This is a genomic window from Bradyrhizobium sp. RP6, from assembly GCF_003837805.1.
GTDB lineage: Bacteria > Pseudomonadota > Alphaproteobacteria > Rhizobiales > Xanthobacteraceae > Bradyrhizobium.
The window spans coordinates 1-12,466 of sequence record NZ_RQIT01000007.1; the positions used below are offsets into that span (position 1 = coordinate 1).

At 65.9% G+C, this 12,466-nt stretch carries 13 protein-coding genes; 6 read left to right on the forward strand and 7 right to left on the reverse strand.

Annotation, left to right across the window (positions count from 1 at the left end; translation table 11 throughout):
- The first annotated feature begins 53 nt into the window (after positions 1-53).
- Positions 54-1,337, forward strand: coding sequence for a phosphoribosylamine--glycine ligase (purD, locus tag EHH60_RS15550; protein WP_124160346.1), 1,284 nt, complete (start codon positions 54-56; stop codon positions 1,335-1,337).
- A 203-nt stretch (positions 1,338-1,540) separates the two neighbouring features.
- A complete protein-coding gene (locus EHH60_RS15555; RefSeq protein ID WP_124160347.1) occupies positions 1,541-2,443 on the forward strand; it encodes an alpha/beta fold hydrolase in 903 nt (300 codons plus the stop codon).
- 104 nt (positions 2,444-2,547) lie between these two features.
- On the opposite strand, the gene EHH60_RS15560 is transcribed toward EHH60_RS15555, so the two are convergent.
- Entirely contained in the window at positions 2,548-3,006 is a 459-nt protein-coding gene (locus EHH60_RS15560) for a nucleoside deaminase (protein ID WP_124160348.1), read from the reverse strand.
- A 120-nt stretch (positions 3,007-3,126) separates the two neighbouring features.
- On the opposite strand from EHH60_RS15560, the gene EHH60_RS15565 reads away from it, so the two are divergent.
- A complete protein-coding gene (locus EHH60_RS15565) occupies positions 3,127-5,178 on the forward strand; it encodes a pseudouridine synthase (RefSeq protein ID WP_199751495.1) in 2,052 nt (683 codons plus the stop codon).
- A gap of 1 nt (position 5,179) precedes the next feature.
- Positions 5,180-5,737 (forward strand): 16S rRNA (guanine(966)-N(2))-methyltransferase RsmD, encoded by a 558-nt coding sequence (rsmD, locus tag EHH60_RS15570; protein ID WP_124160350.1) that lies wholly within the window; start codon positions 5,180-5,182, stop codon positions 5,735-5,737.
- 85 nt (positions 5,738-5,822) lie between these two features.
- On the opposite strand, the gene mutL is transcribed toward rsmD, so the two are convergent.
- Positions 5,823-7,634, reverse strand: coding sequence for a DNA mismatch repair endonuclease MutL (mutL, locus tag EHH60_RS15575; RefSeq protein WP_124160351.1), 1,812 nt, complete (start codon positions 7,632-7,634; stop codon positions 5,823-5,825).
- A 250-nt stretch (positions 7,635-7,884) separates the two neighbouring features.
- On the opposite strand from mutL, the gene EHH60_RS15580 reads away from it, so the two are divergent.
- Positions 7,885-8,202 carry a ribbon-helix-helix domain-containing protein gene (locus EHH60_RS15580; protein WP_124160352.1) on the forward strand — a complete coding sequence of 106 codons (318 nt, stop codon included), beginning with the start codon at positions 7,885-7,887 and terminating at the stop codon, positions 8,200-8,202.
- A gap of 107 nt (positions 8,203-8,309) precedes the next feature.
- On the opposite strand, the gene EHH60_RS15585 is transcribed toward EHH60_RS15580, so the two are convergent.
- From EHH60_RS15585 to EHH60_RS15600, 4 genes are read right to left on the reverse strand one after another with little or no spacing between them, the layout of a single operon-like run.
- Positions 8,310-9,878 carry a GMC family oxidoreductase gene (locus EHH60_RS15585; RefSeq protein WP_124160353.1) on the reverse strand — a complete coding sequence of 523 codons (1,569 nt, stop codon included), beginning with the start codon at positions 9,876-9,878 and terminating at the stop codon, positions 8,310-8,312.
- 30 nt (positions 9,879-9,908) lie between these two features.
- Positions 9,909-10,457, reverse strand: coding sequence for a gluconate 2-dehydrogenase subunit 3 family protein (locus EHH60_RS15590; protein ID WP_124160354.1), 549 nt, complete (start codon positions 10,455-10,457; stop codon positions 9,909-9,911).
- Positions 10,458-10,492: 35 nt separating this feature from the next.
- Positions 10,493-10,888, reverse strand: coding sequence for a VOC family protein (locus EHH60_RS15595; RefSeq protein ID WP_124160355.1), 396 nt, complete (start codon positions 10,886-10,888; stop codon positions 10,493-10,495).
- Positions 10,889-11,275 (reverse strand): c-type cytochrome, encoded by a 387-nt coding sequence (locus tag EHH60_RS15600; protein ID WP_199751520.1) that lies wholly within the window; start codon positions 11,273-11,275, stop codon positions 10,889-10,891.
- Between the two features lie 309 nt (positions 11,276-11,584).
- On the opposite strand from EHH60_RS15600, the gene EHH60_RS15605 reads away from it, so the two are divergent.
- Positions 11,585-11,893, forward strand: coding sequence for a hypothetical protein (locus tag EHH60_RS15605; protein ID WP_124160357.1), 309 nt, complete (start codon positions 11,585-11,587; stop codon positions 11,891-11,893).
- A gap of 62 nt (positions 11,894-11,955) precedes the next feature.
- On the opposite strand, the gene arfB is transcribed toward EHH60_RS15605, so the two are convergent.
- Positions 11,956-12,372 (reverse strand): alternative ribosome rescue aminoacyl-tRNA hydrolase ArfB, encoded by a 417-nt coding sequence (arfB, locus tag EHH60_RS15610; RefSeq protein ID WP_028176613.1) that lies wholly within the window; start codon positions 12,370-12,372, stop codon positions 11,956-11,958.
- Positions 12,373-12,466 lie beyond the last annotated feature (94 nt).

Below are 12,466 nucleotides of genomic sequence, written 5' to 3' on the forward strand. Positions count from 1 at the left end.
CCCCGATTCATGCGACCTCCGCCCCCAGCCAACCCCCACACTCTGAGCCCTCGATGCACATTCTCCTGCTTGGTTCCGGCGGCCGCGAACATGCCCTGGCGTGGAAGATCGCAGCCTCTCCCCTGGTGACCAAATTCTGGTGCGCGCCCGGCAATGCCGGCATCGCCAGGGAGGCGGAGTGCGTGGCGCTCGATGTCGCCGACCATGCCGCCGTGATCGAGTTCTGCAAGACGAACGCGGTCGAGCTCGTGGTGGTCGGGCCGGAGACGCCGCTGGCGGCCGGCATCGTCAATGATCTCACGGCTAGCGGCATCAAGGCGTTCGGGCCGAGCAAGGTCGCGGCCCAGCTCGAAAGCTCAAAAGGGTTCACCAAGGCGCTGTGCACCGAATTCGGCATTCCCACAGGCGCCTACAAGCGGTTCACCAATCCCGAAAACGCGCGCGCCTATGTGCAGAGCCAGGGCGCGCCGATCGTAGTGAAGGCCGACGGGCTCGCCGCCGGCAAGGGCGTCGTCGTTGCGAAAACCGTGCGCGAGGCCGAGGACGCCATCGCCATGATGTTCGAGGGCGCCTTCGGCGAGGCCGGCGCGGAGGTCGTGATCGAGGAGTTTCTGCCCGGCCGCGAGATCAGCTTCTTTGCGCTGTGCGACGGCGAGACCGCGATTCCGCTGGCTTCCGCCCAGGACCACAAGCGCGTGTTCGACCACGATGTCGGCCCGAACACCGGCGGCATGGGCGCCTATTCGCCGACGCCGCTGGTGACGCCCGCCATCCACGACGCGATCATGGCGAAGATCATCCTGCCGACGGTGGCGGGCATGAAGCAGCGCGGCACGCCGTTCCGCGGCGTGCTCTATGCCGGCATCATGTTGACGACGCAGGGCCCAAAGCTGTTCGAGTTCAACGTCCGCTTTGGCGATCCCGAGTGCCAGGTCCTGATGCTGCGCATGATGAGCGACCTCGTGCCGGCGCTGCTCGCCGCCTGCGACGGGCAGCTGAAGAATTTCGACCTGCGCTGGCACAAGGAATCCGCGCTCACAGTGGTGATAGCGGCGAAGGGCTATCCCGGCGATTATCAAAAAGGGACCCGCATCGAGGGGCTTGAGGAAGCTGCCAAGGTCGAGACGGTCGAGATCTTCCACGCCGGCACGGTGGCGAAGGACGGCGCGATCCTCGCCAATGGCGGCCGCGTGCTCAACGTCTGCGCGCTGGGAGCGACCGTGACGGAGGCGCAAGCCCGCGCCTACCAGGCCGTCGATCGCATCCGCTGGCCGGAGGGTTTTTGCCGCCGCGACATCGGCTGGCAGGCGGTGGAGGCGGAGAAGGCCAAAAATTAGCGCGTCACGCCGGATGGCGCGCGCCAACGCGCCGATTCGGAATCTCGCGTTTACGTCACCGCGCCGCCATATCCGTGTTCCAGAATATGCAATCGGTTGTTGGGGTTAGTGACCCCGATGATAATACCGGTACTGTGCATGGGGTTGTTTTCGAACTTTTGTTTGTCGAGGCCCCCGCGACCGACCAACAAGGATGCAAGAAGATGTCCGATCTCGCCGACCTCTATCCGGGCTTTGCCGCCGAATGGATCGACACCTCGTTCGGCCGCATCTTCGCCCGCGTCGGCGGCAAGGGCCCGCCGCTGCTGCTCCTGCACGGCTTCTCCGAGACCCACGTGATGTGGCATCAGGTGGCGCCTGAGCTGGCCGAGCACTTCACCCTGATCATCGCCGACCTGCCGGGCTACGGCTGGTCCGACATGCCCGCGAGCGATGCGCTGCACATGCCCTACAGCAAGCGCGCGATGGCGAAGGCCATGGTCGAGGCGATGGAGCGGCTCGGCCACGTGCACTTCGCGCTCGCCGGCCATGACCGCGGCGGCCGCGTATCGTATCGGCTCGCGCTCGACCATCCCGGCCGGCTGTCGCGCCTCGCCGTGCTCGATATCTTGCCGACCTATAATTACTGGGAGCGGATGAACCGCGCCTACGCCCTGAAGATCTATCACTGGACGTTCCTGGCGCAGCCCTATCCGCTGCCGGAGACGCTGATCTCGGGCAATGGCGAGTTCTTCCTGCGCATCAAGATGGCGAGCCAGACCAGGTCGAAAACGCTGGACGCCATCGATCCGCGCGCGCTCGAGCATTACCTCGCCCCGTTCCGCGATCCCGCCCGCATCCACGCCATGTGCGAGGACTACCGCGCCGGCGCCTATTTCGACTACGACCTGGACAAGGCCGATTTCGAGGCCGGCAAGAAGATCACGATCCCGATGCTGGCGCTGTGGGGCAATGCCGGGATCGCCCAGGCCGCCGCGACGCCGCTGGACACGTGGAAGCAATGGGCGACGAACGTCAACGGCATGCCGGTGGATTCGGGGCACTTCCTCACCGAGGAGAACCCTGAGGTGACCGCAAAGGCGCTGCGCGAGTTCTTCTTGGCCTGACGATCTTGTAGCCCGGATGGAGCGCAGCGTAATCCGGGATTCTCTCCTCGCCGCGACACTGTCCCGGATTGCGCTTCGCTCCATCCGGGCTACGCGACTCCGACCTACCGCCGCTCGCGAAAGAACTCCCGCAGCAGCCGCGCCGCCTCGCTCTCGCCGACGCCGGAGTACACGTCCGGGGCGTGGTGGCAGGTCGGCGAGGCAAAGAAGCGCACGCCCGACTCGACCGCGCCGCCCTTGGGATCGGCGGCACCGTAATAGAGCCGCCTGACCCTTGCAAACGAGATCGCGCCCGCACACATGGTGCAGGGCTCCAGCGTCACGTAGAGATCGCAATCCACGAGGCGCTCGCTGCCGATCTTCGCGGCCGCCTCGCGCAGTGCGATGATCTCGGCATGGGCGGTCGGATCATGGTCGGTCAGCGTCCGGTTTGCGGCGGTGGCGATGACCTCGTAATTGCGGACCACCACGCATCCGATCGGAACTTCGCCCGATTTTCCGGCATTTTCGGCCGTCTGAAGCGCCAAATCCATGAAAGAAGGGGCTTTCGTGCCTCGTATCATCGCCAGAAACCTGCTACTAGCTCCGCCTTCAGCAAGAGTGGATACCGATTTTGCCTGAGCATGCGGCTCGCAGCGAGCGCGCACAATGCTCATCGCGCTACCCCCTAGGTGAGATTATTCATGCCTCGCGACAGCGACAAAGACAACGATTCCCGCGGCCGGCGAGGCCCGGCCAAAGGCCGTAGCGGCAAGCCGCGTGGCCCCGAGAAGAAATTCGCCAAGCGCGGCTTCGAGGGCAAGGGCGAGCGTAAGGGCGACCGCGACAGCCGCGCGCCCCGTGGCGATCGCGAGAACCGCCCGTTCCGTCGCCGCGAGGAGGGCGATGCCCCGCGCCGCGATTTTTCCGACCGTCCGCGCTTCAAGCGCGACGACCGGGGCGGCGAGGGCCGCGGCGAGCGCAGCTTCAAGCCGCGGGGCGAGCGCCCGTTTTCCGACCGCACCTCGCGCGATGGCGAGAAGCGGCCCTTCAAGCCGCGCGGTGATCGCCCGTCGTATGATCGTGACGACCGTCCGCCGCGTAGCCGTGATCGCGATGAGTCCCGTCCCGCCGGCCGGTTCGGCGACAAGAAGTTCGGCGACAAGCGGCCGTATTCGCCGCGTGGCGACCGCCCCGAACGCAAGTTCGACGGCGAGCGGAAGTTTTCGCGGAGCGGCGACCGTGGCGATCGCGGTGACCGTCCGCGCGATCGTGGCGAGCGCGGCGATTCCAAGCCCTGGCAGAGGCGCGATGACCGTCCGCGCGGTGATCGTCCGCCGCGCAAGGACTTCGGCGGTCGCGATCGCGGCGACGACAAGCCCTGGCAGAAGCGCGAAGGCGGCGAGGACCGTCCGCGTTTCTCGCGTTCGCGCGACGATCGTGCCTCGGGCGACCGTCCGTTCCGCGAGCGGCCCAAATTCGATCGTCCACGCGACGACCGTCCCAAGTTTGATCGGCCCCGTCGCGACAGCGATGGCGAGCGCGGTGGGCGCGGCGGTGATCGCCCGAAATTCAGTCGTCCACGCGAGCGCTCCGAGGGCCGCGCCGACTGGCACGAGCATCCACGCAGCGAAGGCCGTTTCGGCGATCGTCCGCGCCGCGAAAACGAGGATGAGAGCAGGATCTTCGAGAAGCGCCCCGCCTTCGGCGGCCGTGGCGCCTATCGCGAGCGCGATCGCGATTTCGAGGGCCGGCCGCGCCGCGAAGACGTGCCGAAGCCGAAGAAGGCCGGCGAGCGCATCGCAAAAGTGCTGGCGCGCGCGGGCCTTGCCTCGCGCCGCGATGCCGAGGAGATGGTCACGCAGGGCCGCGTCACGGTCAATGGCCGCGTCATCAACTCGCCGGCGCTCGACATCACCAAGAACGACGTCGTCCTGGTCGACGGCAAGCCGTTGCCGGAGCGCGAGCGCACGCGGCTGTTCCTCTATCACAAGCCGCGCGGGCTGATGACGACGCATGACGATCCCGAGGGGCGTCCGACCGTGTTCGACAATCTGCCCGAAGGCCTGCCGCGCCTGATCAGTATCGGCCGGCTCGACTTCAACACCGAGGGTCTGCTCTTGCTCACCAATGACGGCGGGCTCGCGCGCACGCTCGAGCTGCCCGATACCGGCTGGCTGCGCCGCTATCGCGTCCGTGCCTATGGCGACGTCACCCAGGCGCAGCTCGACGAGCTGAGGAACGGTATCGAGGTCGAGGGAGTCAAATACGGTCCGATCGAGGCAACGCTCGAGCGCGACCAGGGGGCTAATGTCTGGCTGGTGTTCGCGATCCGCGAAGGCAAGAACCGCGAGGTGCGCAATGTCTGCGCCCATCTCGGGCTCGAGGTGAATCGGCTGATCCGCGTCTCCTACGGCCCGTTCCAACTCGGCGAGATTGCTGAAGGTCAAGTCGAGGAGGTCCGCTCGCGCGTGCTGCGCGAGCAGCTCGGCGACAAGGTGATCGAGAAGTCGGGCGCGCAGTTCGACGTACCGCAGAAATCGTCTGCGGCCGATGACGATGCGCCCCGCGAGGGCAAGCCCGCCAGCAAGCGCGCCGTGATCAACGACCGCAAGGGCCGCCGCGTGCTGGTGCAGCGCACCGGCAGCGAGGAGGCGCGCGAGCGCAACGAGATGGACGCGAGCGGCTACGGCCCGCCGCGCCGTCCCAAGCGCGGCTATCACGGCAAGCGCGACCTGAAGCCGCGGGAGGACTGACTTGCGCGTCGTCGGCGGCCGCTTGAAGGGGCGCAATCTCGCCTCACCGTCCTCGCGCGACATCCGTCCCACGGCGGACCGGTTGCGCGAGTCCGTGTTCAACATCCTCGTGCACGCCTATGGCGATCCGATCGAGGATGCGCGCGTGCTCGATCTCTTCGCCGGCACCGGCGCGCTCGGCATCGAGGCCGCCTCGCGCGGCGCCAAGTTCACGCTGTTCGTCGACAACGGCGCCGAGGCGCGTGCGCTGCTCCGTAACAACGTCGAGGCGCTCGGTCTCGGCGGCGTCACCAAGGTCTATCGCCGCGATGCCACCGATCTCGGCCCTGCGCATCCCGTCGAGCCATTCTCGCTGGTGTTCCTCGATCCGCCCTATGGCAAGGGGTTTGCCGAGAAGGCGCTGGCGTCCTTGCGCGACGGCGGGTGGCTCACGCCGGGCGCGCTGCTTGTGGTGGAAGAGGCGAAGACCGCACAGTTCGCGACGCCGGAAGGCTATGAGGAGCTGGAGCGGCGGACGTATGACGACACGGAATTCGTGTTCCTGCGTAGGGCGGATTAGCGAAGCGTAATCCGCCGTCTGTCGCGGCATCTGCAGAAGGTGGATTACGCCTTCGGCTAATCCACCCCAGGGCACCACGGCACCGTCACCTTCGCCCGAACAGCTTCTCCACGTCGCTCAGCTTCAACTCCACATAAGTCGGCCGGCCGTGATTGCACTGGCCGGAGTTCGGTGTGTCCTCCATCTCGCGCAGCAGCGCGTTCATCTCCTCCGGCCGCAGCCGGCGGCCGGCGCGCACCGAGCCGTGGCAGGCCATGGTCGCCGCGACGTGCATCAGGCGGCGCTCCAGCGGCAGCGCCTCGTCCCATTCGGCCATGTGCTCGGAAAGATCGCGCAAGAGGCCGCCGGCATTGGCCTTGCCGAGCAGCGATGGCGTCTCGCGCACCGCGACCGCGCCGGGTCCGAAGGATTCGATGGCAAGGCCGAACGAGGCCAGCTCGTCGCTGCGCTCGAGCAGGCGCTCCACCGTCGCCTCGTCCATCTCGACGATCTCGGGGATCAAGAGTATCTGCCGCTGCACGCCGTTGGCCGCCAGCGAGGCCTTCAGCCGCTCGTAGACGATGCGCTCATGCGCGGCGTGCTGGTCGACGATGATCAGGCCGTGGCGGGTCTGCGAGACGATGTAGGTCTCGTGGATCTGCGTGCGCGCAGCGCCGAGCGGGCGATCGACGAGGTCGCCGGTCGGCTGCGATTCGAACCGCACATCCGCGCTGGGCGCGCCGACATCGAATGCAGCCTGTAGGCGCTCGGCGAATGCGGGGGCGGCGGCGCCTTCGAAGGACGGCATGGGCGCGACCGGGGCGGCTGGCGAGGCGCGCCAGTCCCAGCTTGCGGGACGCGGCGTAAAGGCAGGCCGGAACGAGGACAATGCGCTCTCGCCGCTGTTGGCGGCGGTGCGCCGGCCCTCGCGCGCGAGTGCTTCCTTCAGCCCGTGCACGATCAATGCGCGCACAAGGCCGGCGTTGCGGAAGCGCACCTCGGTCTTTGCCGGATGCACGTTGGCGTCGACCTCGCGCGGATCGAGCGTGACGAACAGCGCCAGCACCGGGTGGCGATCGCGCGGCAGGTAGTCGGAATAGGCGGCGCGCACCGCCCCCAAGATCAGCTTGTCGCGCACCGGTCGGCCATTGACGAAGAGATACTGCCCGAGCGCGTTGGCCTTTGTGAGCGCGGGCGCTGCGGCATAGCCGGCGACCACCACGCCCTCGCGCTCCGCATGGACCTCGATGGCGTGGCTGCGGAATTCAGCGCCCAGAATGTCGCCGAGCCGGGTCAGCCGGCCGGCGGCGCCGGGCAGCGCCGCAGCCCAGGTCACCGGCGCGCGCTCCTCGCCCGCCAGCGTAAAGGCGATATCGGGCCGCGCCATCGCGAGCCGGCGCACCACCTCGCGGATGGCTTCCGCCTCGGTGCGGTCCGTCTTCAGAAACTTCAGCCGCGCCGGCGTCGCATAGAAGAGGTCGCCGACCTCGACGCGCGTACCGTGCGCCAGCGCGGCCGGCATGATCTCGGACTTCGCGCCGCCCTCGACGGTGAGAGCCCAGGCATGCGGTTCGCTGGCATGTCGCGTGGTGATCGAGAGACGCGCCACCGAGCCGATCGAGGGCAGCGCCTCGCCGCGGAACCCGAGCGTGCGGATCTGCAGCAGGTCCTCGTCGTCGAGCTTGGAGGTGGCGTGGCGCTCGACCGCGAGCGAGAGGTCCCTCGCGGTCATGCCGCTGCCGTCGTCGGTGATGCCGATCCGCCGCCGCCCGCCGCCGTCGGTGAAGACGTCGATCTGGCTCGCGCCGGCATCAATGGCGTTCTCGACCAGCTCCTTGACGACGCTCGCGGGACGTTCGACCACTTCGCCGGCGGCGATGCGGTTGACGACCTGTTCTGGCAATTGACGGACGGGCATGAATTCGATCGGGGACTCGGCCCTGGATTCGCTGGGAGTGCTATTCTAGGCCGTGTTGCGTCAAAAGCATGGGTTGGGCAATAGTCGCGTGACGGGCTGGGGAAGAAGGCCCCCTATCACATTGAAGACATTGGACGTTCGGGACAATCCCACGGCGTCGATCAGCCGGCTTTCGGCCGTGGTCGCGATTGTGGAGGCCCGGGCAGCGGTGTAGCATCGTGAAAAAACGGCAACAGGACGGGAGGACGCCATGTGCCATCTCTTCGCGCATCAGCCCCAACGCGACTACGAATCCCAGACTCGTTCTTTGCGGATCGGCGGGCACTGCACGTCGATCCGTCTGGAAATGGCGTTCTGGGACACGCTGGAGGAGATCGCGGCCAAGGAGAGCATGAGCCTCGGCAAGTTCCTGACCACGCTCTACAACGAGGTGCTCGACCACCATGGCGAAGTCAACAATTTCGCCTCGTTGCTGCGATGCTCGTGTTTGATCTATCGCTCGAGGAGCATGGTGCCGGTGCAGCAATTCAAGGCCACGGTGGCGCCGATCCTTGATGCGGCCGAGTAGCCGCTCGACCCTCGGTGTCGTCCCGGCGAACGCCGGGACGACAGCTTGAGTGTGGATACGCAATCCCTCCTTAATGCCGTCCCAGCAACCGCAATGGCAACGTCAGATCAAATCTCCTTCTTCTGCATTGCACCTGCGATGTAGTCGGCCTGCCGGATCGCCAGCGCGACGATGGTCAGCGTCGGGTTGCAGGCCGCGCCGCTGGTGAACTGGCTGCCGTCCGAGACGAACAGATTCTTGATGTCGTGGCTCTGCCCGAACTTGTTGACCACGCCGTCCCGGGGCTTTTCGCTCATCCTGTTGGTGCCGAGATTGTGCGTGCTTGGATAGGGCGGTGTCGGATAGGTCACGGTGGCCCCGACGGCGTCATAGACCGCGGCGCCCTGCTTGTAGGCATGCGCGCGCATCGCGACGTCGTTGGGATGGTCGTCGAAATGCACGCTCGCGACCGGCTGACCGAACTTGTCCTTCACGACCGGATCGAGCGTGATGCGATTGGTCTCCTGCGGCATGTCCTCGCCGACCAGCCACATGCCGGCCATCCTGGGATAACCGTCGAGCGCTGACGTGAACGAGCGTCCCCAGGCGCCGGGGTTGAGGAACGCCGCCATGAACGGCAGGCCGATCGACAGCGTCTCCATCTCGTAGCCGCCGACGAAGCCGCGCTTCGGGTTGTTGGCGGCCTCGTCGCGGATGATGCCGGCCATGGTGGTGCCGCGATACATGTGCACCGATTTTTCGAACACCGCGTAGACGCTGCCGGTCATGTGCCTCATGTAGTTGCGGCCGACCTGGCCACTGGAGTTGGCGAGGCCATCGGGGAACATCGTGGAGGCGCTGTTGAGCAGCAGCCGCGGGCTCTCGATCGAATTGCCGGCCACCGCAACGATGCGCGCCTTCTGGCGCTGCATCGCGCCTTGCTCGTCAGCGTAGACGACGCCGGTGACCTTGCCGGTGGCATCATGCTCGATCTTCACCACCATGCTGCCGGGGCGGACCTCGAGATTGCCGGTCGCCTCGCCCTTGGGGATCTCTGTGTAGAGCGTCGACCATTTCGCGCCGGATTTGCAGCCCTGGAAGCAGAAGCCGATCTGCTGGCAGGAGCCGCGTCCGTCGCGCGGCTGACTGTTGATGGCCATGTTGCCGGTGTGTACGGTCTTGTAGCCGAGCTTCCTGGCGCCGGCCTCCAGCACCTTGAAGTTATTGTTGCCGGGAAGTCCGGGAATGCCGTTGGTGCGAGTCACGCCCATCTTGTTCTCGGCCTTGGCGTACCACGGCTCCATCTCGGCAAGCGTGACCGGCCAGTCCAGGAGGTTCGCGCCGGGAATGTTGCCGTAGGTGCTCTTCACCTTGAACTCGTGCTCGTCGAACCGCAGGGAGGCGCCGGCCCAATGCACGGTCGAGCCGCCGACCGCCTTGACGATCCACGCGGGAAGACCCGAAAAGTCCTTGGCGACGCGCCATGTGCCCGACGTGGTGCGCGCATCGGTCCAGGCGAGCTGGGAGAAGCTCTCCCATTCGTCGTTGATGAATTCGTGGTTCTCGATGCGGGGACCTGCCTCGAGAATGACGACCTTGACGCCTTTCTGCGCGAGCTCGTTGCCCAGTGTGCCGCCACCGGCACCGGAGCCGACGATCACCACGACGCTGGAGTCGTTCAGATCGAATTTTGCCATATGCGTTCTCCTGAACCGTTGGGTGGTGATCTAAGCCTTCGGCAGCCAGTCGATGTCGGCGAAGCCGCGGTTGATGTAGCCGCCGAACTCGGCGGAAGAGCCCTCGTATCCGAACCGCGGCCAGATCTCTTTTTGGTTGTAGAGCGAGACGACGAGATCGCCGCGCACCTTCTGGAAAAAGGCGGTTTGCTCGATCTCCTTCAGGAGCACCACGCGGTCGGCTTCCCAGGCCACTTCGACATAAGGCACCTTGTGGCGGTCGCGCGCGTTCTGATCGAGCCGCGCAATGCCGTCGCTGATCAGCGACTTGACGGCAGGATCCTTCGCCGCCTTGCCGTCCCACGGCTTGATCGCGGTGATGTAGTAGCTGTCGCCGAGCACGTCGTGCGGATAGATATCGCGCGCGACCTTCAGCAGCGTCTTCATCGTCGAAGGCGAGAGCGCGCTTGTCTCTTCGGCCCAGGCATTGTCGATGCTGACTCCGGCGCTGGTCGCAACGGCCGCGACCGGCACGGCGGCCGCGGCGCCCTTGATAAAGACGCGGCGGCTGTGCTTGCTTCGACGATCGACTTCTCTCATGGCATGTCCTCCGTAGATTTCTGATTTTGGTTCGGTCAGTTGAAACGGCCGCCCCGCTGGATCACCTCGATCTTGTAGCCATCGGGATCACTGACGAAGAAGAAGCGCGCCAGCGTTCGGCCGTCGTGCTTGAAATCGCGTAAGGGTCCCGGTGCGAGCTTCTCGCGCTCGAAGCGGGCATGCTCGGCATCGAGGTCTTCAACGACCACGGCGAGATGGCCGTAGCCATCGCCGAGCTGGTACGGCTCCTTGCGATCGAAATTGACCGTCAGCTCGACCTCGAACGGTGAGGAGGGGTGACGCAGATAGATCAGGGCGAAATCCGCGAACTTCAGATGGTCGGTGACCTCCAGGCCGAAGGCACGCTTGTAGAAGTCGAGCGAGCGCGCCTCCTCCAGCACGCGGATCATGGAATGGACCGGCTTTGCCATTCAGTTCAGCTCCTTGAGGTAAGTGATGATGGCGGCGCGCGTCTCTGGCCTGGCCTGCCGATAGGCCATGATCGCACCGGGGATCACGGCTTGCGGATTGGCCAGCCACGCGTCCAGCCGGGCCTCATCCCAAGTGAAGTCAGCCTTGGCGAGGCCGTCTGAAAAATGAAAGCCTTCCACCTTGCCGGCGGCCCGGCCCACGATTCGGACCAGCGGCGGACCTTGTCGCATCGGGTCCGAGAGATTGGTGGTATGGCACACCGCGCATTGCTGCTTGAACAGCGTCGCGCCATCCGGCGGCCTTGCCGCCGGCAATGGCATCTGCGCGTCGGCGCCTCGCGCCATCAGCACCATCGCGGTGCACAATCCCAGCACGATCGTGCGCATCGCCAAGAGCTTGCTCATCCACGTCAAATCCAGCGTGTGCAAACTCTAATCGGCGTCAGAGATGAGGTGGTAGTAGCGGGCTGTTTCGCAGCGAACGGAGATAGCTTGGGCCGTGTGATGTTCTAAGCCGCCTTATATGCGGAGCACAATTCCGCGAAACCGCCGTCAAATCCCTAAACGATCACCACACGATGCGCATTGCATGACGTTGCGCCGCTCGAACTCTTTACGCGATGCAATGGTCCGGTGCAGACGAGCGGCGCAAGGAGCCGCCGAGCCATTCATCGCGAAACAATCCAGGAGAAATGGATGAAGTTGGTGAAGACCTCGATGATCGCCTGCGCTCTGTCGGCCCTCATTGCGACACCTGTCCTCGCGCAAAGCGCGCCCCCCACCGCCAAGCCAGGCGGCACCGTGCAGGGCAAACCCATGCAAGGCAGCACCATGGGCAGCGGCGACGAGGAGATGAATGCTCAGACGGGCGCAGCCGGCGAGAAGACCGGCATGAAGTCGACCAAAGGCACCAGGGGCGCGGTCGGCACCACGGGCAGTGCTACGCACAAGGGAACAGCCGACGATGCCGCGACGGGCGGCGCAGCCCCGTCCAAACGTTACTAGTCTCGCCGGGTGAATCGGCAAAGCTCCGGTCGCCTCGCGGCCGGAGCTCTTTGCCGCGCCAGTTAGTCGTCGAAGCTCCGGCCGCGCCCTGCCTTGACGTCGCTGCGGCGCTTCTTGCCCTCGAGCCGGCGCTGCTTGGAGGCGAAGGTCGGTCGCGTCGCGCGCCGCGGCGTCGGCCTGATCATCGCCTCGCGCAGCATCTCCGTGAGGCGGTCGATGGCATCCTGGCGGTTGCGCTCCTGCGTGCGGAAGCGCTGCGCCTGGATCACAATGACGCCGTCCTTGGTCATGCGCTGGCCGGCAAGGCGCGCAAGCCGCAGGGCCGCGTCCTCCGGCAAGGTCAGCTTGCGCGTGTCGAAGCGCAGCTGTGCCGAGGTCGCGACCTTGTTGACGTTCTGCCCGCCCGGGCCGGAGGCGCGGACAAAACCGATCTCGATATCGTCCTCGTCGATGACGAGATTGCGGGATATCCGCAGCATGTAGGCACCATCCGTGATGTCTGGACATATCGCGGACGTTCAGGTTCGGCAATGGTGCTCATGCAAACGCAAATGGCCGGGCAGGGCCCGGCCA